At 68.0% G+C, this 23,993-nt stretch carries 20 protein-coding genes; 6 read left to right on the top strand and 14 right to left on the bottom strand.

What is annotated here, in order from left to right; translation table 11 throughout:
• Positions 1–489: 489 nt before the first annotated feature.
• From AC1DVI_RS13320 to pgi, 3 genes are all read right to left on the bottom strand, one after another.
• The gene (locus AC1DVI_RS13320) at positions 490–1,668 is read right to left on the bottom strand and encodes a hypothetical protein (RefSeq protein ID WP_476958371.1); all 1,179 of its coding nucleotides are present in this window, start codon (positions 1,666–1,668) and stop codon (positions 490–492) included.
• A 170-nt stretch (positions 1,669–1,838) separates the two neighbouring features.
• Entirely contained in the window at positions 1,839–2,699 is an 861-nt protein-coding gene (locus tag AC1DVI_RS13315) for a hypothetical protein (protein WP_476958370.1), read from the bottom strand.
• A 36-nt stretch (positions 2,700–2,735) separates the two neighbouring features.
• Positions 2,736–4,379: a glucose-6-phosphate isomerase gene (gene pgi, locus AC1DVI_RS13310; RefSeq protein ID WP_476958369.1), complete on the bottom strand. Its 1,644-nt coding sequence runs from the start codon at positions 4,377–4,379 to the stop codon at positions 2,736–2,738.
• A 189-nt stretch (positions 4,380–4,568) separates the two neighbouring features.
• Here pgi and AC1DVI_RS13305 point away from each other — a divergent pair, with 189 nt between their 5' ends.
• Positions 4,569–4,751: a hypothetical protein gene (locus AC1DVI_RS13305; protein WP_476958368.1), complete on the top strand. Its 183-nt coding sequence runs from the start codon at positions 4,569–4,571 to the stop codon at positions 4,749–4,751.
• A gap of 176 nt (positions 4,752–4,927) precedes the next feature.
• Here the strand turns inward: AC1DVI_RS13305 and AC1DVI_RS13300 are convergent, their stop codons facing one another.
• From AC1DVI_RS13300 to AC1DVI_RS13260, 9 genes are all read right to left on the bottom strand, one after another.
• Complete coding sequence (locus AC1DVI_RS13300) at positions 4,928–6,292, bottom strand: M16 family metallopeptidase (RefSeq protein ID WP_476958367.1); 1,365 nt, start codon at positions 6,290–6,292, stop codon at positions 4,928–4,930.
• Position 6,293: 1 nt separating this feature from the next.
• A complete protein-coding gene (locus AC1DVI_RS13295; RefSeq protein WP_476958366.1) occupies positions 6,294–7,700 on the bottom strand; it encodes a M16 family metallopeptidase in 1,407 nt (468 codons plus the stop codon).
• A 140-nt stretch (positions 7,701–7,840) separates the two neighbouring features.
• Entirely contained in the window at positions 7,841–8,443 is a 603-nt protein-coding gene (locus tag AC1DVI_RS13290) for a DUF3035 domain-containing protein (protein ID WP_476958434.1), read from the bottom strand.
• An 84-nt stretch (positions 8,444–8,527) separates the two neighbouring features.
• Positions 8,528–9,031, bottom strand: a complete 504-nt coding sequence (gene lspA / locus AC1DVI_RS13285) for a signal peptidase II (protein WP_035671957.1) — start codon at positions 9,029–9,031, stop codon at positions 8,528–8,530.
• Between the two features lie 126 nt (positions 9,032–9,157).
• A complete protein-coding gene (ileS, locus tag AC1DVI_RS13280; RefSeq protein ID WP_476958365.1) occupies positions 9,158–12,013 on the bottom strand; it encodes an isoleucine--tRNA ligase in 2,856 nt (951 codons plus the stop codon).
• A gap of 208 nt (positions 12,014–12,221) precedes the next feature.
• Positions 12,222–12,929 (bottom strand): orotate phosphoribosyltransferase, encoded by a 708-nt coding sequence (locus AC1DVI_RS13275; protein ID WP_145689012.1) that lies wholly within the window; start codon positions 12,927–12,929, stop codon positions 12,222–12,224.
• A gap of 88 nt (positions 12,930–13,017) precedes the next feature.
• Positions 13,018–13,194: a hypothetical protein gene (locus AC1DVI_RS13270; protein WP_014239676.1), complete on the bottom strand. Its 177-nt coding sequence runs from the start codon at positions 13,192–13,194 to the stop codon at positions 13,018–13,020.
• 3 nt (positions 13,195–13,197) lie between these two features.
• A complete protein-coding gene (locus tag AC1DVI_RS13265) occupies positions 13,198–14,154 on the bottom strand; it encodes a bifunctional riboflavin kinase/FAD synthetase (protein ID WP_476958364.1) in 957 nt (318 codons plus the stop codon).
• A 181-nt stretch (positions 14,155–14,335) separates the two neighbouring features.
• Positions 14,336–14,785, bottom strand: coding sequence for a MaoC family dehydratase (locus AC1DVI_RS13260; protein WP_476958363.1), 450 nt, complete (start codon positions 14,783–14,785; stop codon positions 14,336–14,338).
• Positions 14,786–15,140: 355 nt separating this feature from the next.
• Between AC1DVI_RS13260 and AC1DVI_RS13255 the strand changes: the two genes are divergently transcribed.
• Positions 15,141–15,971 (top strand): SDR family NAD(P)-dependent oxidoreductase, encoded by an 831-nt coding sequence (locus AC1DVI_RS13255; protein ID WP_476958362.1) that lies wholly within the window; start codon positions 15,141–15,143, stop codon positions 15,969–15,971.
• Here the strand turns inward: AC1DVI_RS13255 and AC1DVI_RS13250 are convergent.
• Complete coding sequence (locus AC1DVI_RS13250; protein ID WP_476958361.1) at positions 15,968–16,582, bottom strand: septal ring lytic transglycosylase RlpA family protein; 615 nt, start codon at positions 16,580–16,582, stop codon at positions 15,968–15,970. The genes AC1DVI_RS13255 and AC1DVI_RS13250 overlap by 4 nt on opposite strands.
• A 154-nt stretch (positions 16,583–16,736) precedes the next feature.
• On the opposite strand from AC1DVI_RS13250, the gene AC1DVI_RS13245 reads away from it, so the two are divergent.
• The 3 genes from AC1DVI_RS13245 to AC1DVI_RS13235 all read left to right on the top strand — a co-directional run bounded on the left by AC1DVI_RS13245 (position 16,737) and on the right by AC1DVI_RS13235 (position 19,461).
• On the top strand, positions 16,737–17,678 hold the full coding sequence (locus AC1DVI_RS13245; RefSeq protein WP_476958360.1) for an alpha/beta fold hydrolase: 942 nt from the start codon (positions 16,737–16,739) through the stop codon (positions 17,676–17,678).
• A gap of 106 nt (positions 17,679–17,784) precedes the next feature.
• Entirely contained in the window at positions 17,785–18,798 is a 1,014-nt protein-coding gene (locus AC1DVI_RS13240; protein ID WP_445958593.1) for a DUF6352 family protein, read from the top strand.
• Positions 18,799–18,996: 198 nt separating this feature from the next.
• Positions 18,997–19,461 carry a bacteriohemerythrin gene (locus AC1DVI_RS13235; RefSeq protein WP_476958359.1) on the top strand — a complete coding sequence of 155 codons (465 nt, stop codon included), beginning with the start codon at positions 18,997–18,999 and terminating at the stop codon, positions 19,459–19,461.
• Positions 19,462–19,509: 48 nt separating this feature from the next.
• On the opposite strand, the gene AC1DVI_RS13230 is transcribed toward AC1DVI_RS13235, so the two are convergent.
• Positions 19,510–20,007, bottom strand: coding sequence for a PRC-barrel domain-containing protein (locus AC1DVI_RS13230; protein ID WP_476958358.1), 498 nt, complete (start codon positions 20,005–20,007; stop codon positions 19,510–19,512).
• Between the two features lie 528 nt (positions 20,008–20,535).
• Here AC1DVI_RS13230 and AC1DVI_RS13225 point away from each other — a divergent pair.
• Positions 20,536–23,993 (top strand): vitamin B12-dependent ribonucleotide reductase (locus AC1DVI_RS13225; RefSeq protein WP_476958357.1); only part of this gene is annotated, 3,458 nt, incomplete at its 3' end.

The raw sequence follows: 23,993 nt of genomic DNA, 5'->3' as shown, positions 1-23,993 counted from the left end.
TCCTCCCGAAAATGCACTTGGAGGTGGCGAAAAAGATGGCCGATTCGAGAGGGGTTGTCCACACCGTTCCATCCGGCCCGAGCGGGTCACGCCGGACCGGTCTTGTCGGCGGGACGGCCATCCTCCTGGGGCTCCGGCTCAGCGGGAGCGGTGGGGCAACTGGCGCGGGACGGGCCGGTGACGACGTCGAAATCGAAATCGGACATGATGGGACCTCCGGTTCGTAAGGGAGGCCGCCGTGACCGTCAGGAGGATTTTGCGTGCACCGCGTGCTGAAAACACAAAAGCCGCCTCGGGTCGGGCGGCTTCGGGTGCATCGTGGGTGTGCGATACCTAGGCCGCCGGTGTGTACCAGCGGTACCAAAATCGCCCCAGGAGGGCGGGAGAGGTGAGGCGCACGGGGTTCATGGCGTGCACCCTACGCCGGATCGCCGCGCCGAACAAGGATTTCCTGCGGGGGCGTCGCCCGGCGCCTCGGTCATGCCGACGTCAGGCGACCGCCTCGCTGATGTCGTCGTACAGCTCCTCCGCGGCCTGGGCGGCGCCCCAGGCGATCTCCACGATCTTGTCGGCCTGGGCGGACAGGTCGGTGAAGGAGAGGCCGAGGTCGAGCAGGACGAGCGATTTGTCGAAGACCTTCAGCCAGCCCGGCTTGCCCTTCTCCAGCATCTCCAGCGCCTCGTCCATCCGGTTCGCCCACTCGCGGCCTTCGTTGATCATCTCCTGCTTGGCGACGATCTTGACGATCAGGTCGTTGATCTGCTCTTCCAGCTTGGGCAGCGCCGCGGCGAGCGCCTTGTTGTTCTTGGCGACGGTCTTCATGTCCTTCATCGCCCGGTCGAGCTTGGACATCACCTTGCCGAGTTCCCGCGAGATTTCGTGAGACTTCACGTCCACGCCGTCGAGCTTGCTCAGATACTGCTTGATGTCGCCGCGGCACTTGCCGATCGTGCCGAGTTCCGTCCCGAAGACCGCGTTGATCACCTCCTTCGCGGAGTCGGAGCTGTTGCGCGCCACCGACTTCTTCGCGTTGTAGGCCTTGACGAGCTTGGTGACCTGCCCGTTGATCGCCGTGCGGAACTTCTCGGCGGACAGCCAGAGCTTGACCAGATCCTTGAACAGCCCGAGGCAGCTCTTGACCATGCCGTAGATGCCGATGACCGCAGACACCCCGCCGGTCGCCACGGCCCCGCCGATCCCGGCGGCGGAGATCGCGACGCCGCCGATCTGGAGCCCGACATGGACGGCGGCCCGCCACTTGTACTTGCTGTAGTCCTTGTTGGTCTTGATGATCTGTGCCCACGCCTGCTTGACGTTGGCGTCCACCTCCTTGGTCAGGTTGGACGCCTTCATCTTGAGGCCGGCGTAGCAGACGTCCGCCGCGGCCTTCTGCATGGTGGGGTCGCCGACCAGCCGGCCGATCACCTTGTCCGTCTTGACGACTTCGGCGACCGCCTCGGCGATGAAGTCCTTGTAGGCCGAGGAGGCGGCGTCCTGGAGCTTCTGCCAGGACAGCGGATCGTCCTGGAGCTTCTCGATGAATTCCTTCTCGAACTCGACGCCGATGCCGATGTTCAGCTTGCCGTTGCCGAAGGTGATGTTCTTCGGCTTGGCTTCCGCCAGGATGGCCTTGGCGGCGTTGACCTCGATGAATTTCAGGATGGGCATCAGCGTCTCCACACGCACGGGGGCTTCCGAGGCGGTCCGGAGAAGCGTGGCGGTGGAGGATTGATGGCGCTACAAGCGATTGCACCAAATTGGCGGACGGGTGGGGCCGGCGCCCGGATGGACGCCGCATTGTCCATCCAACCTGACCTCATCCGCCCCGCTGCGCTGACTCAACCGCCGTTCCGCCGCATGATCTCGGCCCTATGCGACGCCTGTTCCTGCACCATGTCAGCCACGTTGTCTTCGGCCATGCCGCGGGCGGCGTCCGTGAGGCTGGACAGGGAGACCCCGGCCTCCTTCAACTTGTTGCGTGCCGCTTCCTCTTCACCGCTGCGGATGAAAAAAGGATCGCCCAACTTCATGTAATAGGGAGAGAAGAGCCGGGTCTGGCGTAAATGGGCGTTCGCCCGGCTGTTGCCATGGGGTTCCGCGCTCGGTTGCCTGGTGTCCGCGCCGGGCTCCACTCCGGAAAGGGCGCGCAGGATCTCGCTGTAGTCGTTGGAGCCGCCCTGGCCGTTCTTGTCCAATTCTCCCAGCCGCGCGACCAGTTCCTTGCGCCGGGCCAGCGTGTCGTCCGTCGCCTTCAGCATCTCATCCGCGGTGACGGTGGCGGCGCGGGCGAAGAGGCCGCGATTCTGGGATTCGAACATCCGGCCTCCGTTCGAGAAGGCCGTGGACCGAGCCATTTTCAGGCTGCCCATCAGCGCATTGTTCACGTCGTCTCCGGTGACCTTGCCGCTGTCCACGAGGCCGCTGAGCAGGGTGCGCTCGTTCTGCTTCAGCTTGTTGAACAAATCCAGCGAAGGCCCCTTCAGGCTCGCCGCCAGGGGGCTCAGGGACAGCGTGTCCTTGGCGCCCGTAACGGCAGCGGCGGTTGCCGCACCGGACAGGGTGCCGCTGGCGCCTTGGGTCGCCGATGTGGTTCTTGCGGCGCCAACGGCGGAGGTGCCAGCCAAAGGGGACAAGGAATCCATTAAAGCATCCTCCACGGATAAAGAGACCGCGGAGGAAACTTTATGGTTGTTTTTCACCTTTGGCAACAAAACTGGAAGGACCGTTGGCGCCGCTCAGCGGTGCTTCCGGTACCAGCCGATCAGCCCGTTGGTCGAGCTGTCGTGCCCCAGCGCGGCGGTCGGGCCGGTCTGGAGTTCGGGCAGGATCTTGCCGGCCAGCTGCTTGCCCAGCTCCACGCCCCACTGGTCGAAGCTGTTGATGGCCCACACAATGCCCTGGACGAACACCTTGTGTTCGTACAGCGCAATCAGGGCGCCCAGCGTGTGCGGGTCGAGCTTCTTGAACAGGATGCTGTTGGACGGCTTGTTGCCCTCGAACACGCGGTGGGGGACCAGCGGCTCGATGGCCTCGGCCGGCTTGCCGGACTTGGTCATCTCGGCGCGCACCTCGTCGGCGGTCTTGCCGCGCATCAGGGCTTCCGGCTGGGCGAAGAAGTTCGACAGCAGGATGCGGTGATGATCGCCGATCGGGTTGTGGGTTTCCGCCGGGGCCAGGAAGTCGGCGGGCACCAGCTCCGTCCCCTGGTGGATGAGCTGATAGAAGGCGTGCTGGCCGTTGGTGCCCGGCTCGCCGAAGACCACCGGGCCGGTGGCGTAATCCACCCGCGCGCCCTGCCGGTCCACCGACTTGCCGTTGCTCTCCATGTCCAACTGCTGGAGATAAGCGGGGAAGCGGTGCAGATACTGGTCGTAGGGCAGAACGGCGTGGGACTTGGCGCCCCAGAAATTGACGTACCAGACGCCGAGCATCGCCATCAGCACCGGCATGTTGCGCTCCAGCGGCGCGGTGCGGAAATGCTCGTCCATGTCGTGGGCGCCGGCCAGCAGCTCGGTGAAGCGGTCCATGCCGATGCCGAGCGCGATGGACAGCCCGATCGCCGACCACAGCGAATAGCGGCCGCCGACCCAGTCCCAGAAGCCGAACATGTTGGCCGGGTCGATGCCGAACTTGCGCACCTCCGCCTCGTTGGTGGAGACGGCGACGAAATGCCTGGCGACATGGGCGGGGTCGCCGGCGCTCTCCAGGAACCAGCGCCGCGCGGTGTGGGCGTTGGTCAGCGTCTCCTGGGTGGTGAAGGTCTTGGACGCGATGACGAACAGCGTCGTCTCCGGGTCCAGCCATTCCAGCGTCTCGCTGATGTGGGTGCCGTCGACGTTGGAGACGAAATGCACGCCGATCTGCGGGTGCAGGTAGGGGGTCAGCGCCTCCGTCACCATCACCGGGCCGAGGTCGGACCCGCCGATGCCGATGTTGACGATGTCGGTGATCGGGTGGCCGGTGTAGCCGGTCCAGGCGCCGTCGCGGACCTGCCGGACGAAGCGCTCCATGCGGTGCAGGACGGCGTTCACCTCCGGCATCACGTCCTGGCCGTCCACCAGCACGGGGCGGTTGGAGCGGTTGCGCAGCGCGGTGTGCAGGACGGCGCGGTCCTCGGTGATGTTGATCCGCTCCCCGGCGAACATGCGGTCGCGCCAGCCCTCCACGTCCTGCTGGCGGGCGAGGTCGAGCAGAAGGGTCCGAGTCTCCTCGGTGATGCGATTCTTCGAATAATCGAACAGCAGGCCGCAGGCTTCCAGGGAGAGGCGGTTGAAGCGGTCGGCGTCGGCGGCGAACAGGTCGCGCATATGGAGGGTCGAAACGTCCTGGCGGTGACGGGCCAGGGCTTCCCAGGCGGGCGAACGGGTGAGCGCTGACATTGGGATTTTGCCTCCTTCTCGCGTGCGCGGAGCCTAACACCGATCGGTGCGCGCCGGGTACGCGCCAAAGCGGCGCATCCAACGTGCACAAAGGTCTAGGTGAAGCGGTCTAGGTTGAGCGGACTATGCGGGGCGGACGATGAAACCGGCAACCGCTGCCCTGTGTTCTTTTCGGGACAGGAGGTGACCATGAGCGATCCGAACAAACCCGAATTGAACCCGCCGGTTCCGGCAGCCCCGGTTCCAGCGGACGAGGAACGCCGCGAGGACGAGCGGCCCGATCAGGTGGGGATCATCCCCGGCAAGGTGCCGGGCCGCCCCATCGATCCCGGCGATCCGCGCTTTCCGGGGAGCCAGCCGGACTTGGCGTGAGTGAAGTGGTCGCGGCGGGCCCCCCTCCCGACCTCCCCCCGCTGCGCAGGGGGAGGAGAAAAGCCCTCCCCTGCTAAGCTCTCGCGCAAACCAGAGGTTTGCGCTGACGCGGCAGGCGGACCTTCGGTCCGCTGAGAGCGGGGGAGGGTTGGGTGGGGGCAACGGCGGCGCCGTCCTCAGCTCCCCCCGTCGATCGTCCGCGTCGCCGTCACGCCCTCCGGACGGCCGACCAGCACGGTCAGCAGCCGGTTGGGGTCGAGCAGCCGCTTCGCCACGCGCTGCACGTCGGCCTGGGTGACGCCGTTGATAAAGGCGTCGCGGCGGTCGAGATAGTCGATCCCCAAGTCGTCGCGCTTGACTTGGAGCAGGATGCCCGCGATCGCCTGCGTGCTGCCGAGCTGCAGCGGGAAGCTGCCGGTAAGATAGGTCTTGGCGTCGGCCAGTTCCTCCTCCGTCACGCCCTCGTCGGCCATGCGCTTCCATTCCTGGCGCATGATGTCCAGCGCCTGCCCAGCCTTGGCGTTCACCGTGTTGCCGCCGGCCATGACCAGCGCGGAATGGTCCATCGGGATCAGGTAGCTGTAAACGCCGTAGCTGAGTCCGCGCTTTTCCCGCACCTCCTCCATCAGGCGGGAGCCGAAGCCGCCGCCGCCCAGCACGTAGTTCATCACGGTCGCCGCGTACCAGTCGGGGTCGGCGCGCTTGAGCCCGGTCTGGCCCATCAGCATGACGGTCTGCGCGGTCGGGCGGGTGGCGACCAGCGTTTCGCCCAGCCCCTTCGGCTCGACGTCGGGGATGGCGGCGTTCGTGGACGTCGCCGGCAGGCCGCCGAACACATGGTCGAGCGCGCGGCCCAGATCCTCCGGGCTGATGTCGCCCGCCGCGGCGACGACCAGCCGGTCGCGCCCGAAGCCGGCCTTCACGAAGCCGCGCAGGTCGTCCGGCGTGATCGTCGGCAGCGACTCCAGCGTGCCGCGGATCTCGTCGCCGTAGGGGTGGCTGGGGAAAGCGGTGGAATAGAACAGCCGCCGCCCGACATAGTTGGGATCGGCCTGATCGCGGCGCAGGCTGGACAGCACGGCGGCGCGCATGCGCTCCACCGCCTCCGCGTCGAAGCGCGGCTCGGTCAGCGACAGGCGGGTCAGCTCGAACGCCTCGTCGCGGCGGTCGCTCAGCGTGCGCAGGCTGCCGCCGAAGCCGTCGCGCCCGGCGTCGTAGCCCAGCGCGATGGCGTTGTCCTGAAGCCGCGCGGCGAAGGCCTGGCTGTCGTAGGGACCGGCGCCCTCGTCCAGCGTGCGCGCCGCGAGGTTGGCTAGGCCCTCCTTGCCCTTGGGGTCGGACGCGCCGGCCCCTTCGAAGGCCCATTCCAGGGCGATGATGGGAACCTTGTGGTCCTCGACCAGCCACGCCTCGATCCCGCCGGGGCTGACCACCCGCTTGATCTCGATGGCGGCCGCCGGCGTGGTGACGGCGAAGGCGAAAAGGAAAAGACAGGCGCCGAAGACGCGCTTGGACATGAGGCGCTTGGATAGGACGATCATCTCAGCTTCCCTTGTCCTGGAGCGGCAGCAGAAGGCCGGTGACGTGGTTGGTCTGGCCGAGAACGGCGCGGGCGGCGGCGTTGACCTGATCGGCGGTCACCGCGTCGATGCGCACCGGCCAGTTCTCCACGTCGTCGATGCTCTGGCCGGTGGCGACGGCGGCGCCCAGCGTCTGGGCCGGGCCGGTCAGGCTGTCGCGGGCGTAGGCGGCCTCGGCCAGCATGCGCTTCTTGGCGGTGGCCACCTCCTCCTCGGTCACGCCCTTCTCGACGAGCGTCAGTATGTCGGCCTCCAGCGCCGCTTCCAGTTTCTCCATGGTCACGCCGGGAGCCGGCGAGGCGCCCGCCGCCAGCGAGGTCATGTCCCAGGCCGAGGGGCTGTAGCCCAGCCAGGCCGAGGTGGCGATGCGCTGCTCGACGACGAGGCTGCGGTAGAGGCGGGAGGTCGGGCCGCCGCTCATGATCTCCGACAGCACCTGGAGCGGGTAGGCGTGACCTTCCTTGTCGGTGCGGTAGGAGGGGGCGAGCCAGTTGCGGCGGATCGAGGGCTGGCGCACCTCGTCGTCGCGCAGGATGACCCGGCGGGCGGCGCTGATCGGCGGCTCCTGCACGCGGACGCGCTCCGGCACCGTGCGGGCGGCGATGCTGCCGTAGTATTTCTCGGCGAGCGGCTTCAGCTCCTCGGCCGTCACGTCGCCGGACACCACCAGCACGGCGTTGTTGGGCGCGTACCAGCTCTTGTAGAAGGACTCCGCCTCCTCCCGCGTCAGGGTGGCCATCTCCTGCGGCCAGCCGATGATCGGCGTGCCGTAGGGGTGGTGGACGTAGAGGGTGGCGTTGATCTGCTCGCCGATGCGGTCGGCGGGCTCGTTCTCGATGCGCTGGCGGCGCTCCTCGATGATGACGTCGCGCTCCGGATACACCAGCTGGTCGGTGAGGCGGAGGTTCGACATGCGGTCGGCCTCCATCTTCATCACCAGCTCCAGCCGGTCGCGCGCCACGTTCTGGAAGTAGGCCGTGTAGTCCCAGGAGGTGAAAGCGTTGTCGCGCCCGCCGTTCTTGGCGACGATTCGGGAGAAGGCGCCGGGCGGAACCTCCTCCGTCCCCTTGAACATCAGATGTTCCAGGAAATGGGCGATTCCCGACACGCCGCGCGGCTCGTCCGCCGCACCCACCTTGTACCAGACCATGTGGGTCACCACCGGCACGCGCTGGTTGGTCACCAGCACGACCTGCATGCCGTTGGACAGGGTGAAGGTCTCCGGAAAGAAGACCCCCTTCTCGGCGGCGAAAGCAGGGGTGGCGACGGGGATGGCGCCGGCCAAGGCGAGCGCCAGGACGCCCGCGGCGGCGAGCCGGCGCCAGGGCCGTTTCCAGGGAGGGGGAGCGGTGGGGCCGTTGGGGAGCATGGGCCTCTCGTTGGGAGCGAAGGGGACGGGAATGCAAAAGGGGGCGTCCCCGGCTGGGAACGCCCCCTAGATACTGGTGCGGCGAAGCACCCGGAACAATGCCCTGTGTTGGGGCCCTGAATTGGGCTCCTGAAAGCGGCTTAGAACAGCCCTTCCAGCGGCGCCCGGCGCTTGCGCTCGATGGTCGGGACGGTGCCGTCGTTCAGCGCCTTGCCGGTGGCCTGGGCCTCGCGCAGGCGCTGGTTTTCCTTCTTGGGATCGACGACCTCGTAGGGCTGCTCCTGCGTCTGCCAGAACAGCAGGGAGTCGATCCAGCTCTTGTCGGCGACGACGAGCTGGGTCGTCTCCTGATCGACCTTGTTGCGGATGCCCGGCTCGATGCCGCCCTTGGCGCCGGCCTGGGCGATCAGCGCCGACTCGCCGGCGGTGTGTCCGGCGGTGGCGGCTGTGGTGCGCGACGAACCGCCGAAGACCGAGGCGGCGGCCACCGCGGACGACGTGGCGTCCTGCGGCCGCGCCGCGCCGGGGCGCGGTTCCGGCAGGCGGGTCAGGCTGGGCGGCATGGTCAGCGGCGCGCGGGACACGACCGTGAACTCGTCCGGGCTCGTGCGGTCGAGGCCGATGGAACGGCGGACGTCGGTGCATCCGGTGAGCGCCAGCGCGACGAGCGCCAAGCCCAGCAGCGGGCCCCGCCCCAGGGAACGGGTGGTGCGCCGTGCGATGGAGGAGGCGGAGGAAAGCATGGTCACGTTCGAGTCCCGTCGTCTAGTCGTCAGGCCGCTTGTCGTCGGGCCGCGTCCCTTATAGCGGCTCCGTCGCGTGAACTATTACGACTTTTCGCGGCCCGCGAACAGCCCATCCAGCACGAGAAGCGCCACGCCGACGCTGATTCCGCTGTCCGCCACGTTGAAAGCCCAGAAATGCCACCCCCCGATGTGGAAATCGAGGAAGTCGGCGACGGCTCCGTAGAGGAAGCGGTCGATCACGTTGCCGATGGCCCCGCCGATGACCATCCCCAGGGCGAGCGCGAGGTAACGCCGGTCGGCCTGCCGCAGCCACAGCAGCAGCGCCACCACGATGGCGAAGGCCACCGCGGCCAGCACATAGGGCATCCAGGCGTGGGAGCTGCCGAAGGTGCCGAAGCTGACCCCGGTGTTCCAGGCCAGCACGAGATTGAAGAAGGGCGTGACCTCGACGACCCGTGGATAGGGCTGCATGACCACGTCGAGGATCCACCATTTGGTGAGCTGGTCGAGGACCACCACCAGCGCGGCGACGGACAGGCCGAAGACCGTGTAGCCGCGGCTGCCGGACGTGGAGAGGCTGCTCATGGAGTGCTCCGAAGAGTGAAAGGCGTCCTGGCCCCCTCCCTAACCCTCCCCCGCCTTCGGCAAGGGGGGGATCAAACTCCCTCTCCCGCGAAGCGGGGGAGGGATGGGGAGGGGGCCTGCTGCAAATCAGAACGCCGGTTCCGCGTCCACGGCTTCGGCGCAACGGAGGCACAGCGTCAGGTGTGCGGCGTTCGTGCCGACCTCCGGAAGGATCTTCCAGCAGCGCTCGCACTTGCCCCCTTCGGCGAGGCCGGGCACCACCGCGATGCCGGCCACGTCGGGCAGGACGAACGCCCCCTCGGGCGCCGTGCCCTCCGCCACGGTGATCTGCGAGGTGATGCAGATCTCGGCGAAATCCACGCCGTCGAGCAGCGCCTTGGTCGCCGCGTCCACGAAGACGGTCGGGTTGGCCTGGAGCGACGAGCCGATCTTCTTGTTGGCCCGCTCCAGCTCCAGTGCCCCGGTGACGGTGCGGCGGACGGTGCGGATGGACTCCCACTTGGCGGCGAGCGCGTCGTCGCGCCACTCCGCCGGGATGGCCGGGAAGACGCGCAGGTGGACGCTTTCCTCGCTCCAGCCATCGACGCCGGTCAGGCCCGCGGGACGGGCCAGCCACGCCTCCTCCGCGGTGAAGCAGAGGATCGGGGCCAGCCACGCGGTCAGGGTGGAGAGCAGATGCTCCATCACCGTGCGGACTGCGCGGCGGCGGACCGAGCCGGCCGCGTCGCAGTAGAGGCTGTCCTTGCGGACGTCGAAGTAGAAGGCCGACAGCTCCACGGCGCAGAAATTGTGGATCGCCACCGACAGGTCGTGGAAGTCGTAGGCCTCGATCTTGGCGCGGACCAGCGCGTCCAGCTCCGACAGGCGGTGCAGGACCCAGCGCTCCAGCTCCGGCATCTCGGCGACGGCGATGCGCTCCGCCGGGGTGTAGTCGGCCAGCGCGCCGAGGATGTAGCGCAGCGTGTTGCGCAGGCGGCGGTAGTGGTCGGCCTGATACTTGATGATCTCCGGGCCGATGCGTTGGTCCTCGGTGTAGTCGGTGCTGACCACCCAGAGGCGCAGGATGTCGGCGCCGTACTTGTCGCAGACCTCCTGCGGGGCGACCACGTTGCCCAGCGACTTGGACATCTTGCGGCCCTGCTCGTCGAGCGTGAAGCCGTGCGTCAGCACCGCGTCGTAGGGCGCCCGGCCGCGCGTGCCGCAGCTTTCCAGCAGGGAGGAGTGGAACCAGCCACGGTGCTGGTCGGAGCCTTCAAGGTACAGCGAGGCCGGCCACTTCAGCTCCGGCCGCTGCTCCAGTACGAAGGCGTGGGTCGAGCCGGACTCGAACCACACGTCGACGATGTCCTTGACCTGCTCGTAATCGTCGGCGCGGTAGGCGTTGCCGAGAAAGTCCTGCGCCGGGCGGGCGAACCACGCGTCGGAGCCTTCCTTCTCGAAGATGTCGGCGATGCGGTTGAACACCTCGGCGTCGCGCAGGATCGCGCCGTTGTCCTTGCGGACGAACAGGGCGATGGGCACGCCCCAGGCGCGCTGGCGGCTGATGCACCAGTCCGGGCGCTGCTCGATCATCGCGCGGATGCGGTTCTCGCCCTGGGCCGGGAACCACGTCGTGTCGGAGATCGCCTGCAGCGCCGTCTTGCGCAGGTCGTTCGTCTCCATGGAGATGAACCACTGCGGCGTGGTGCGGAAGATCAGCGGGGCCTTCGAGCGCCAGCTGTGCGGGTAGCTGTGCTTGACGCGGCCCTTGGCGAGCAGCGCCCCGACCTCCTGGAAGGCCTTCAGCACGGCGCCGTTGGCCTCGCCCGGCTTGCCTTCGGCGGTGTAGACGCGCAGGCCGGCGAACAGCGGGACGTGGTCGTAGTAGCGTCCGTCCTCGCCGACCGTCTGCGGCACCTCGATGCCGTTGGCCTGACCGAGATGGAAGTCGTCCTCGCCGTGGCCCGGCGCGATGTGGACGAAGCCGGTGCCGGCGTCGGTGGTGACGAAGTCGCCGGCCAGCAGCGGCACCTTGAAGTCGTAACCGCTGCGGGTCAGCGGGTGGTGGCAGTAGCCGCCGGCCAGACGTGAGCCGGGGAAACGGTGCAGCAGCCGCGCGTCAGCGATCTTGGTTTCCTTGAAGACGCTCTCGGCCAGCGCGGTGGCGACGACCAGCCGCTCACCGACCTCGGCGAGGCTGCCCTCCTCGACCGCCAGCACCTTGTAGGTCGCGTATTCGATCTCGTCGCCGAAGGCGATGGCGCGGTTGCCCGGCAGGGTCCAGGGGGTGGTCGTCCAGATGACGATGTTGGCGTCGTCGACCTCCGGCGCCGGCGAGCCCCAGATGGCGAAGCGCGCGAAGACGGTGGTCGAGGTGTGGTCGTGGTACTCGATCTCCGCCTCGGCCAGCGCGGTCTTTTCCACGACCGACCACATGACCGGCTTGGCGCCCTTGTAGAGGCCGCCGTTCATGGCGAACTTGTGGATCTCGCGGACGATCTGCGCCTCGGCGGGCAGAGTCATGGTCAGGTACGGGTCGGCCCAGTTGCCCTCGACGCCCAGGCGGCGGAACTCGCCGGCCTGCACGTCCACCCACTTCTGGGCGAACTGGCGGCACTCGGCGCGGAACTGGTTGAGCGGAACCTCGTCCTTGTCCTTGCCCTCGGCGCGGTACTTCTCCTCGATCTTCCACTCGATGGGCAGGCCGTGGCAGTCCCAGCCGGGGACGTAGTTGGCGTCGAAGCCCTGCATCTGGCGCGAGCGGACGATGACGTCCTTCAACACCTTGTTGACGGCGTGGCCGATGTGGATGTTGCCGTTGGCATAGGGCGGGCCGTCGTGCAGGACGAACTTCTCGCGGTCCTTGGCCGTCTCGCGCAGCCGCTGGAAGAGACCCATGTCCTCCCAGCGCTTCAGCAGCTCCGGCTCCTTGGTGGGCAGGCCGCCGCGCATGGGGAAGTCGGTGCGGGGCAGGAAGACGGTGGACTTGTAGTCGCGGGTCATGTCGGGGATATCCTGAACCTGAAGCAGAACCGTCGGGCGGCAGCGGTCAGGCCCCCGACGCACGCACAAACGAGGCGGTCCCGGCCCCCCTCAGGAGGCCGGGTTGGTAATTCGCGCCATACGCGCCATGACCCACGCCGGATGCAGCATCGCGCGGGATATTAGCGGTGTGGGCGGTGCGGTCAAGGCGCGGCGCCTCCGGGCGGCGTCAGTCGAAGCTGGCCTTGCCGCCGTGGGCGGCTGACCAGCCGACCGGGTCGTTCAGGAACTTCTCGACCTCCGACAGGGTGTTCTCGTCGAAGTATTGGTTCTCGCGGGCGACCTTCAGCACGTCCCACCAGGTGCACAGCTCGTGCAGGCGGACGCCGATGCGGTCCATGTTGGTCTTCGACTGCGGGAAGATGCCGTAATGGAAGATCACGAAGCTGTCGGTCACGGTGGCGCCGCCGTTGCGCAGCGCCGTGACGAAGTTCTCCTTGCTCTTGCCATCGGTGGCGAGGTCCTCGACCAGGATGACCCGCTGCCCCTCGGTCAGCACGCCCTCGATCTGGGCGTTGCGCCCGAAGCCCTTCGGCTTCTTGCGGACATACTGCATGGGCAGTTCCAGCCGCTCGGCGATCCAGGCGGCGAAGGGGATGCCCGCCGTCTCGCCGCCGGCCACCGCGTCGATGCTCTCGTAGCCGATCTCGCGCTCGATGGTCTGGACGGCGAAGTCCATCAGAGCCTTGCGGGCGCGCGGGAAGGACACGATGCGCCGGCAGTCGGTGTAGACCGGGCTCGCCCAGCCGGAGGTGAAGATGAAGGGCGTCTCGGCGTTGAAATGCAGCGCCTTGATTTCCAGCAGGATCTTCGCGGCGGTGGCGGCGATGGTCGCCCGGTCACCATTGGCAGGGGCGGGCAAAGCGGCGGTGGTCATGGCCTAACGGCTCCCAGGGAGGCTCAAACTGCCCCGTGTGTAGTCCCCCGGCGTGCGAATCGCAATGGGGCGGGCTCGCCCTTCGCCGTCACTTCCCCGGCAGGGCCAGCGCTATGCAGCGGGTCAGCACCGGGTTGCCGGTCATCTCGCGGTAGGCCTGGACGATGGCGGGCTCGGCGGCCTTGCACTGTTCCATCGTCTGGAACTCGATGGTGGTCGGGCCGCCCTGGTTCAGGATGAACAGCAGCAGAATAACGCGGTCCATCGCTCAACCCTCCGACCGCGGCTCCCGGGCCAGCACGGCGCGGGCCGCGGCGGCGTCCTGGACGATCTGGTCCTTCAGCTCGTTGAAGCTGCCGAACTTGCGCTCCGGCCGCAGGAACGCGATGAGCTGCACGCGCAGGTGCTGGCCGTAGAGGTCGCCGTCGAAGTCGAGGATGTGGGTCTCCAGCCGCTCCACCGTTCCGCCCACGGTCGGGCGGCGGCCCAGGTTGGCGACGCCGTTGCGCCAGACCGTGCCCGCCCCCTGGTCCACCCCGGTGCGCACCGCGTAGACGCCGAAGGCGGGGCGCAGATAGTCGGCCAGCTCGACGTTGGCGGTGGGGAAGCCGATGGTGCGGCCCTTGTGGTCGCCATGCTCCACGCGCCCCTCGATCTCCCAGGGGGAGCCGAGCAGCCGGGCGGCCTCGCGCGGGTTGCCGGCGACCAGAGCGTCGCGCACGCGGGTGGAGGAATAGACGCCGTCTGTATCGTCGGACACCGGCCCGACCTCGGTCACGCCGAAGCTGTGCACCACGCCGGCCTGCCGGAGCAGGGCGGGGTCGCCGCCGCGGCCGTGGCCGAACAGGAAGTCGTAGCCGCAGACGACGTGCCGCACGCCCAGCCCGGCCACCAGATCCTCGCCGATGAAGGCGTCGGCGGTCTTGTGCAGGAAGCTCTCGTCGAAATGGCAGACGAACAGCAGGTCGACCCCCAGCGCCTCGATGTGGCGGGCCTTGACGCGGAAGGGCGACAGGCGGAAGGGGGCGTCGTCCGGACGGAAGACCGAGCGTGGATGCGGCTCGAAGGTCATCACCGCCGAGGGCGCGCCGAGATCGCGGGCGATCCGCTGGGCGGTGGCGATCACCGCCTGATGGCCGCGGTGCACCCCGTCGAAGTTGCCAAGGGCGACGACGGCCCCGCGGGCGTCCTCCGGCAGGTCGGCGGTGTGTCGGAACAATCGCATGCGTCACGCCCTGATGGTCTGCGGGCCGCGGACGGCCCCCCGAAAAGACGGCGGCCCGCCGGGGCGGGCCATGCCATGGGCGTCTTATATAGACCGGAGCCGGCGCGTGGTCTACGCGCCGGCGACCGGCAAGTCATTTCGCTTGTTAAAGGCTTGGCCCCCGATGGTTTGGCGGGGACGGTCAGCCGCGCGACGGGACCATCAGCAGGGCCTCGCCCTCGATCACCACCGTCTCGCCGACGGTGCAGACCGTGCGGACGACGGCGCGGCGCTTCTCCGGGATGATCTCGGTGACGGTGGCGCGGGCGGTCACCGTGTCGCCGGCGCGCACCGGCGCCTTGAAGCGCACGGTCTGGCTCATGTAGATGGCGCCCGGACCCGGCAGCTTGGTGCCCAGAACGGCGGAGATGAAGCTGACGCTCAGCATGCCGTGGGCGATGCGGCCCTGGAACATGGTGCCGCTGGCGTATTCCTGGTTCAGGTGGACCGGGTTGGTGTCGCCGGAGATCCCGGCGAACAGCACGATGTCGGCCTCGGTAACCGTCTTCGCAAAGGACGCCGTCATGCCGACGGACAAATCCTCGATGCAGTGGCCCTCGTTGTCCTTCAGGACTTGGCGAACATCATCCATACCGCGGTTCCTTTTCATCAAGCACCGGCCGAGCGGTGCGACAACACGTATGGTGCAATGCGATATATGCACTGCAACCACGTGATGGCAACACGACTCGCCCGAAAAAGTGAAAAAACCGCTAACCTCTTTCGAAAGAGGAGGCAGTCGAGGCGTCCTGCCTATTTCCTCCGGTCAGGAAATTTCAGTTCCGTGACAGTAAAAGTCCGGAGCGGCTCCAGTTAATATGTACACTGACAATTCGGCCTGCTGCACCGCGGAATGCGGGGCGACTCGGGGGCGGATGGCTTGACTTCGCGCCGCCGCGGCCAACCGTCACCTTTCATCCCTTCCGAACCGCGATGGAATCCGACCCATGCCCCACCGCTTCGCGCTGGTCACCGGCGGCACCTCCGGCATCGGCGCCGGCTTCGCCCGTGCCCTGTCGGCCGACACCGGCCTGCTGCTGGCCGCCCGCAACGCCGAGGCCCTGACCACCGCAAAGACGGAGCTGGAGGCCGCCGGGCGCCGGGTGGAGGTGCTGGCCACCGACCTGACCACCGACGAGGGGCGGAACGCCCTGATCCAGAAGGCGGAGACGCTGGCGATCGACCTGCTCATCAACAACGCCGGGTCCGGTGCCTTCGGTCCGGTGCTCGACAACGCGCCGGAGGCGGAGCGGACGACGGTGGAACTGAATGTGGTGGCGACCACGGTGCTGACCCGCGCGCTGCTGCCCGGCATGATCGAGCGGGCGGCCCGCGACGGGCGGCGGGCGGGGCTGATCCTGCTGTCGAGCACGGCGGCCTTCCAGCCGATCCCGTTCCTCGGGACCTACTGCGCCAGCAAGAGCTTCATCCTGGCCTATGGCGAGGCGCTGGCGACGGAGCTGAAGCGCAAGCCGGTGGATGTGCTGGTCCTGTGCCCCGGCGCCACCCGCACCGCCTTCGGCAAGCGCGCCGGCTTCGCCCTGAACGCCCTGCCGGGGGCTGCCGATCCGCTGGACGTGGCGCGGGAGGGGTTGCAGGCGCTGGGGCGCCGCACGGTGCATGTGCACGGCTTCGGCACCCGCAACATGCTGCGCCCCTTCCTGTGGTCGCGCCACGCGGCGTCGGATGGGCTGGGCGCGCTGCTGGCCGCTTTCGACCGAGGGCAGCGCGCCGGCCGGTCCGGCCGGTCCGGCCGTCCGCCGCGCGAGGGGGCTTAGCGGTCGGACCCCGAACCGCTCTGCTGGTCGGCCTTGGACGATCCTGAGAGAGCGGCGCCGCTGCCCTTCTTCTGGGAACCGGGCTGTTCCGCCACTTGCGTCTGGTCGGCCTTCTCGGCCTTGGCCTCGACCTTCTCCTTCACGGCCTCGGTCGGCTGTTCGGATGGCTTGGCCTCGACGCGGACCGGGGCCACCCCGTCCTCGATCATGTCGAGCTGCTTGGCGGCCTTCTTCGACAGGTCGATGACCCGCCCGTCCACATAGGGGCCGCGGTCGTTGACGATGACGTCGATGCTCTTGCCGTTGTCCTGGTTGGTCACGGTGACCTTGCTGCCCAGCGGCAGCTCACGCGAGGCAGCGGTCGGCTTGTTCTGATCGAATCGCTCGCCGCTGGCCGTCTTCTTGCCGTGGAACGAGCCGCCGTAGAAGGACGCCTCGCCCTCATGGACGATCACCGGCTCGCCCTCGTCCGTGCGCTCCACGGTGATCGGTGGCACCGACGCGTCCTTGGGGCTTTGCGATTTGGAGGAGGGCTGGGCCTGGGCGGCCATGGGGGACAGGGTCAGGGACAGGGCGCAGAGCGCCATGGACAATGTACGCGCCATGTGCATTCGAATGTACCTCCCATTGGACCTCGACAACACCCGTGGAAGGACGGGGGTTCCATCAAATGGCCACCGGGTGGCCGGCGGATGGCCGCCGGACGCTGGACCCGCCCGGCCCGATGATGCTTCAATCGTTCGGTGAACAATGGAGAACGCAGGAATGGCCGTGAGCGTGGCGGACCTGGGTGTGGAGCCACGGTTCGGCTGGGCGACGATGGGGGACGGGACGCGGCTGCGCACCGCCCATTGGACGGCCACCACCGCCCCGCCGCGCGGCACCGCGCTGCTGTTGACCGGCCGGGCGGAGTTCATCGAGAAGTACGCCGAAACGGCGGGGGAGCTGCTCGCCCGCGGCTTCGAGGTCTTCGCCTTCGACTGGCGCAACCAGGGCCTGTCCGACCGGCCCCTGCCCAACCCCCAGATCCATCACCTGGACAGCTTCGACAGGCTGGCCGGCGATCTTGACGAGGTGGTGGAGCGGCTGGTGAGGCCGCGGCAGCACGTGCCGCTGCTGCTGGTCGCCCACAGCATGGGCGGGCTGGTCGCCCTGATGGCCCTGCTCCGCAACCCGGCCCTGTGCGACGCCGCGGTGCTGACGGCGCCGATGTTCGACATCTTCACCGGTCCGGTGCCGCGCCGCATGGCGGTCTGGCTGGCCGAACGCCTGTGCGCCCGCGGGCGGGCCACCGAATACGCCTTCGGTCAGCACGATTACGACCCGGTGGAGGGGCTGTTCACCCCGGTCAACCCGATCACCTCGGACCCCCGCCGCTACGCCACCTACCACGACGCCTTCCGGGACCGGCCGGAGTTGCGGGTGGGTGGGGTCAGCTTCGGCTGGGTGCGGGCGGCCTTGCGCGCCGCCGACCACATCCGCTTCACGGCGCCGCTGGAGCGGGTGATGACGCCCATCCTGTTGCTGAGCGCCCCGGCCGACGCCGTCGTCCGCGCGGAGTCGCACCGGCTGGCCGCCGCCCGGCTGGGCAACGCCGTATTGAAGGAGCATGCCGACGCCAAGCACGAGCTGCTGATGGAGCGTGACGACATCCGTGACCGGGTGTGGGCGGACGTCGACGAGTTCCTGTCCACCGTGCCTCTGTAAGCCGGGCATCTATAGGACGGGCTGTGCTAGGTCCTTGGCGCGGGCGCCCGTGCGCCCACATGAGGGACGCTTTGCGACCGCTTTTCTGCTCAAGGGTCTGCCTTCCATGTCCGATTTCTGGAAAGAGTCCGGTTTCCATCTGCTGACGCGCGATGCCGACGGCTGGCTGGCGGTCACGCCGGACTTCCTGCGCGCCTATCTGATGCGGCCGGAGATGCGCCCGCCCGAGGACGCCTGCGAGACCGAGCACACGCTGTTCGCCGGTCTCCTCGACGATCCCGCCCGCCCCGTCCCGCCGGGCATGGTGGAGGCGCTGGCCGATGCGGATGCGCGGGAGAACTGGGCGGTCTGGCTGGGTTTCCGCGACCGGCTGCTCGCCGCCGGCACGGTCGAGGGCTGCTACCTCCGCCTGTTCCGCGAGGGCGCGCGGGGCGTGCCGGGGCTGTTCATCGACCAGATGGCCCATGTGATCCTGCGCAACATCCTGGACGGCACGCCGTCGGGCCTGCGGGCGCGGGCGGGTGAGCTGTTCTTCCGGCCCCAGACGGTGTCGGTGGACGACGGGCGGGTCCGGCTGGCCGACAGCGAGACGGTGGAGATGCTGGCCGCGACCGGCGGTTTCGGCAGCCTGGGCCGGCTGGTGGTGGAGGCCGGGACCGCTCCGCGCTCCGTCGATCTCGACATCCTCGACGAGACCAACCACCCCCGCTACTGGGAGCGCGATTCGCGGCACGACACCGTGCTGGACGTGACCTTCGCCGCGGCCGGTCTCGACGCGCTGTGTCGCGTTCTGGAAGGTTGGGTACGGCATTTCCTGGGGGTGGCGGTGTCGATCCAGCCGGTGCAGCGGATCAGCGACGAGCGCTGGGTCTGGCATGTCGGGCTGGACGGGGAGGCCACGGCGATCCTCAACGACCTCTACAACGGGGCCGAGGTGGGGGAGGAGCGGCTGGCCCGCATCCTGTCGCTGTTCCGGCTGGAGTTCGCCGATCCGGCGGCTATGCGCGCCGACATCGCCGGGCGGCCCGTCTATTTGGCCCTGGCGATGACCGCCGACCGCAAGCTGCGCCTGAAGCCGCAGAATCTGCTGGTCAACCTGCCGCTGGCACAGATGAACTGATACCGAAGGCGTTTGATGGTCTCCATCAAACGCCTTCGGTTCAAACCCGACAGCACATGGCGCAGCCATGTGCGAAAGGGTCATACGGCCGGCCGTATGACCGGCAATCCTATAACCATATTGTGCGTGTGACTATCTGTCGCCCCGGCTGCGGGTGGGCGGCGGCTTATAAGGATGTTTCCTGAAGGGGGGAACGTCATGCAATTAAACACAACGCAGCCGAAGACGATGAAGCCGAACCTTGCCGACCCGCGCTGGGAAACGATGGCGTGGCAGGACGGCTTCGGCGTCGGGAACGCCGTGATCGACGCCGACCACAAGCGCCTGTTCGAGCTGTTCAATGAATTCGTCACCGCGGTGAACGAGTTCCGCGCCGACAGCGAGATCCAGGACGTGCTGGGGGAGTTGCTCGACTACACCGACACCCATTTCGACCGGGAAGAGACGCTGATGCGCGAGCACGGCTATCCCGACTACTCCGCCCACAAGGCGCTGCACGACAGCTTCGTCCGCCAGCTTCACGACGTGAACAGCGCGCTGGACGCGGGTGGGGAGAAGGGCGCCTTCGTGCTGGGTTTCCTCGCCAAATGGCTGTCGGGCCACATCCTGGGCGTGGACAGCAAGCTGGGCGCCTACCTGCGCGAGCACGGGGTGGAGGCGTAAAGGGCAAAATCCCTCTCCCGGGGCGGGAGAGGGATTGTCCCTTGATCCTTACTGCTTGTTCGGCTCGCCGCTGTTCTTCGGGCCGCGGTTCAGCGAGGTCATGCTGTCGCTGTACTGGAACTCCGGCATGTCGCGCACGCTCGCCTGTGTGACGTCGCGCAGCGTGATCGGGCCGTTGCCCGGCAGCACGTCGGCCAGCGCGATGTCCGCGGCGATCTCCTTGCCGCCGATGCCGAGGAAGCCGCCGCTCTGAATCACCAGGAGCTGCGCATTGCCGTCCGGGCCGAGGATCACGTCGGACACCTTGCCGACCTTCTCGCCGTCGGCGCCGATCACCGTGCGGCTCATCAGATGCTCGACGCTGGCGCTGCCCGTGGAGCCGCTTGTGGGGCCGGCCGGCCGGGCGCTCTGCCCCTGGTCCATGATGACCGAGTTCGGGGCCTGGGCGCCCGGGGTTTGGGCCGAACCGCCGGTGCCGGTCTGGGCCGCGGCGGCGCCGGTCATCAGCGCCAGGGCGGACAGGGTCGCGATCACCGTCTTGTGCATGGATGGTCTCCTCGTTGCACGAAACCGACCCTTCCAACCGGAGGGAGCGGGAAAGGTCACGCGGAGCCGCCTGTGACATCGTGGGGCGACTCGGGGCGCCGTCCGGGTGCCTCGCCACGGGGCCGGTCCAGCGGGCAAAAGTGGGTTCGCGGGTATGGGGGCCGGAGAAGGGCGTACCGCCGATTCGCCCCCGGTGACTCCTGCGGTCTGAGGGTCCCGGCGACCCCGCGGAAGTGACGGATTCCTTACAGAAATCGGGCGCCGGAGGCTTTCAGCGCGGGACTAGATGTGGGGGTTGGTCGATTTTTCTCGGGAACCCGCGGCGGCTTGGCCCGTTGACCGGAAGCGCCATATCTAGGAGGTAGGCCCGCGTCAAGCACACAATATCTTGGGCCGGGTCTTGCTTGGCCCAAAGCTTGAGGCTAGGATGCGCACCAACATACAGGGTGTTGCGTTCGTCAGCCAGCGCGAGCTGCGCCGCACGGAGCGCGACACCTTTGTTCGCCAGCCAGAGGGAGCACGAGTCACATGCGGGTCCAGCGTCGTTTCACGAAAGAGGGTCAGGATGCTTACGCCGCTCTCGGCTTCCGCCGCACGACGAGCGAGATCCGCAACCCTGACGGCTCTGTGGTCTTCCAGCAGACGGACATCGAGGTTCCCGACAATTACAGCCAAGTCGCCAGCGACATCCTGGCCCAGAAGTATTTCCGCAAGGCCGGCGTTCCGGTCGCCCTGAAGGCGGTCGAGGAGAACACCGTCCCGTCCTGGCTGTGGCGCAAGACCGCCGATGAATCGGCTCTGGCAGCGCTGCCGAAGGAGAAGCGCTATTCCGGCGAGAAGTCGGCCAAGCAGGTCTTCGACCGTCTGGCCGGCACCTGGACCTACTGGGGCTGGAAGGGCGGCTATTTCGACACCGAGGCCGACGCCCGCGCCTTCTTCGACGAGATGCGCTTCATGCTGGCCGCCCAGATGGCGGCCCCGAACAGCCCGCAGTGGTTCAACACCGGCCTGCACTGGGCCTACGGAATCGACGGCCCGAGCCAGGGCCACTTCTACGTCGATTTCAAGACCGGCCTGCTGACGTCGTCCGCCTCGGCCTACGAGCACCCGCAGCCGCACGCCTGCTTCATCCAGTCCGTCGCCGACGATCTGGTGAACGAGGGCGGCATCATGGACCTGTGGGTCCGCGAGGCGCGCCTGTTCAAGTACGGCTCCGGCACCGGCTCCAACTTCTCCCGCCTGCGCGGCGAGGGTGAGAAGCTGGCCGGCGGCGGCAAGTCGTCGGGCCTGATGAGCTTCCTGAAGATCGGCGACCGCGCGGCGGGCGCCATCAAGTCGGGCGGCACCACCCGCCGTGCTGCCAAGATGGTCACGGTGGACATGGACCACCCGGACATCGAGGCCTACATCGACTGGAAGGTGACCGAGGAGCAGAAGGTCGCCGCCCTCGTCACCGGCTCCAAGATCTGCCGCGAGCACCTGACCGCGATCATGGCCGCCGCCCAGAACGGCCAGGACCCGAAGGTCAACAAGGAGCTGAAGAAGGCCATCGTCGCTGCCCGCAAGGCGCAGGTGCCGGAGAACTACGTCCAGCGCGTGATCCAGTTCGCCGGCCAGGGCTTCACCAGCATCGAGTTCAAGACCTACAACACCGATTGGGACTCCGACGCCTACCTGACGGTGGCCGGCCAGAACTCCAACAACTCGGTGCGCATCTCCGACGACTTCATCCAGGCCGTCCTGAACGACGACGAGTGGAAGCTGATCCGCCGCACCGACGGCACGGTCCACCGGACGCTGCGCGCCCGCGACCTGTGGGACAAGGTCGGCTACGCCGCCTGGGCCTGCGCCGATCCGGGCGTGCAGTTCGACACGACGATCAACGACTGGCACACCTGCCCGGCCTCGGGGCGCATCAACGCCTCGAACCCGTGCTCGGAGTACATGTTCCTCGACGACACGGCCTGCAACCTCGCCTCGCTGAACCTGATGTCGTTCCGTCTGAAGGACGGGTCCTTCGACGTCGAGGCGTTCGAGCACGCCTGCCGCCTGTGGACCATGGTGCTGGAAATCTCCGTGCTGATGGCGCAGTTCCCGTCCAAGGAGATCGCCCAGCTTTCCTACGAGTTCCGCACGCTGGGCCTGGGCTTCGCCAACCTCGGCGGCCTGCTGATGTCCTCCGGCCTGCCCTACGACTCGGCGGAAGGCCGCGCCTACTGCGCCGCCATCTCCGCGGTGATGACCGGCGTCGCCTACGCCACCTCCGCCGAGATGGCGCAGGAGCTGGGCGCCTTCCCGGCCTATGAGCAGAACCGCGACCACATGCTGCGGGTCATCCGCAACCACCGCCGCGCCGCCTGCGGCGAGATGGAGGGCTACGAGGGCCTGTCGGTCAAGCCGGTGCCCTTCGTCGCCGACGAGTGCCCGGAGCAGGAACTGGCGATGGCCGCCGTCCGCGCCTGGGACATGGCGCTGGAGCTGGGCGAGCAGCACGGCTTCCGCAACGCCCAGGCCACCGTCGTCGCCCCGACCGGCACCATCGGTCTCGTCATGGATTGCGACACCACGGGCATCGAGCCGGACTTCGCGCTGGTGAAGTTCAAGAAGCTGGCCGGCGGCGGCTACTTCAAGATCGTCAACCGTCTGGTGCCGGAGGCCCTGCGCACGCTGGGCTACACCCCGGATCAGATCGCCGCGATCGAGCGCTACGCGGTCGGCCACGGCACGCTGAAGGGCGCGCCGGGCGTCAACCACGAGACGCTGGCGGCCAAGGGCTTCCCGGCCGAGGTGCTGGAGAAGCTGGAGGGCAACCTCGCCACCGCCTTCGACATCAAGTTCGCCTTCAACCGCTGGACGGTCGGCGCCGATGTCATCGTCGACACGCTGGGTATCCCCGCCGAGCAGATGGACGCGCCGGGCTTCGACCTGCTGACCGCTCTGGGCTTCACCAAGGCCGAGCTTGAGGCGGCGAACACCTTCTGCTGCGGCGCCATGACGCTGGAGGGCGCGCCCTTCCTGAAGGACGAGCATCTGCCGGTGTTCGACTGCGCCAACCCCTGCGGCCGCATCGGCAAGCGCTTCCTGTCCTGGGAATCGCACATCACCATGATGGCCGCTTCGCAGCCCTTCATCTCCGGCGCCATCTCCAAGACCATCAACATGCCGAACACGGCGACGGTGGAGGAGTGCAAGGACGCCTACCTGCTGTCCTGGCGCCTGGGCATCAAGGCCAACGCGCTGTACCGCGACGGCTCCAAGCTGAGCCAGCCGCTCTCCGCCGCCCTGCTGGACGACGAGGAGGACGCGGTCGAGGAGATCGTCGAGGCGGCCAACGCCACCCGCACCCAGATGGTGTCCGAGCGCATCATCGAGAAGGTCGTGGAGCGCATCATCGAGCGCAAGCGCACCGAGCGCGAGCGCCTGCCGCACCGCCGCAAGGGCTACACCCAGAAGGCGACCGTCGGCGGCCACAAGATCTACCTGCGCACCGGCGAGTACGAGGACGGCCGCATCGGCGAGATCTTCATCGACATGCACAAGGAGGGCGCCGCCTTCCGCTCGCTGATGAACAACTTCGCCATCGCGGTGTCGATCGGCCTGCAGTACGGCGTGCCGCTGGAAGAGTTCGTGGAGGCCTTCACCTTCACCCGCTTCGAGCCGTCGGGCATGGTGACCGGCAACGACACCATCAAGATGGCGACCTCGGTCATCGACTACATCTTCCGCGAGATCGCCATCTCCTACCTGGGCCGCACCGATCTGGCGCACGCCACGCCGGAGGATCTGGTGCCCTTCACGGTCGGCAGCGGCGACAAGCAGGGCGACCTGCCGGAGACCGGCGCGGTCCAGCCGTCGGACATCGTCCGCAAGGTTGCGTCCACCGGCTATGTCCGCAACAACCTGCGCGTCCTGAACGGCGGGCAGACCCAGCGGGTCTCGGCCGCGGCGGCCCTGGCCGCCACCGGCACCGCGGCCCAGGCCACGGC

It is taken from the genome of Azospirillum sp. P4_B5, assembly GCF_056402275.1.
This window is presented reverse-complemented; position numbering and strand designations above follow the sequence as displayed.

Coding starts and splice junctions, on each gene's coding strand:
- AC1DVI_RS13230 (WP_476958358.1), bottom strand. CDS start 20,007: ATGCACAAGACGGTGATCGCGACCCTGTCCGCCCTGGCGCTGATGACC.
- AC1DVI_RS13255 (WP_476958362.1), top strand. CDS start 15,141: ATGCCCCACCGCTTCGCGCTGGTCACCGGCGGCACCTCCGGCATCGGC.
- pgi (WP_476958369.1), bottom strand. CDS start 4,379: ATGTCAGCGCTCACCCGTTCGCCCGCCTGGGAAGCCCTGGCCCGTCAC.
- AC1DVI_RS13300 (WP_476958367.1), bottom strand. CDS start 6,292: ATGATCGTCCTATCCAAGCGCCTCATGTCCAAGCGCGTCTTCGGCGCC.
- lspA (WP_035671957.1), bottom strand. CDS start 9,031: ATGAGCAGCCTCTCCACGTCCGGCAGCCGCGGCTACACGGTCTTCGGC.
- AC1DVI_RS13290 (WP_476958434.1), bottom strand. CDS start 8,443: ATGCTTTCCTCCGCCTCCTCCATCGCACGGCGCACCACCCGTTCCCTG.
- AC1DVI_RS13270 (WP_014239676.1), bottom strand. CDS start 13,194: ATGGACCGCGTTATTCTGCTGCTGTTCATCCTGAACCAGGGCGGCCCG.
- AC1DVI_RS13275 (WP_145689012.1), bottom strand. CDS start 12,929: ATGACCACCGCCGCTTTGCCCGCCCCTGCCAATGGTGACCGGGCGACC.
- AC1DVI_RS13250 (WP_476958361.1), bottom strand. CDS start 16,582: ATGCACATGGCGCGTACATTGTCCATGGCGCTCTGCGCCCTGTCCCTG.
- AC1DVI_RS13245 (WP_476958360.1), top strand. CDS start 16,737: ATGGCCGTGAGCGTGGCGGACCTGGGTGTGGAGCCACGGTTCGGCTGG.
- AC1DVI_RS13260 (WP_476958363.1), bottom strand. CDS start 14,785: ATGGATGATGTTCGCCAAGTCCTGAAGGACAACGAGGGCCACTGCATC.
- AC1DVI_RS13320 (WP_476958371.1), bottom strand. CDS start 1,668: ATGCCCATCCTGAAATTCATCGAGGTCAACGCCGCCAAGGCCATCCTG.
- AC1DVI_RS13305 (WP_476958368.1), top strand. CDS start 4,569: ATGAGCGATCCGAACAAACCCGAATTGAACCCGCCGGTTCCGGCAGCC.
- AC1DVI_RS13265 (WP_476958364.1), bottom strand. CDS start 14,154: ATGCGATTGTTCCGACACACCGCCGACCTGCCGGAGGACGCCCGCGGG.
- ileS (WP_476958365.1), bottom strand. CDS start 12,013: ATGACCCGCGACTACAAGTCCACCGTCTTCCTGCCCCGCACCGACTTC.
- AC1DVI_RS13235 (WP_476958359.1), top strand. CDS start 18,997: ATGCAATTAAACACAACGCAGCCGAAGACGATGAAGCCGAACCTTGCC.
- AC1DVI_RS13295 (WP_476958366.1), bottom strand. CDS start 7,700: ATGCTCCCCAACGGCCCCACCGCTCCCCCTCCCTGGAAACGGCCCTGG.
- AC1DVI_RS13240 (WP_445958593.1), top strand. CDS start 17,785: ATGTCCGATTTCTGGAAAGAGTCCGGTTTCCATCTGCTGACGCGCGAT.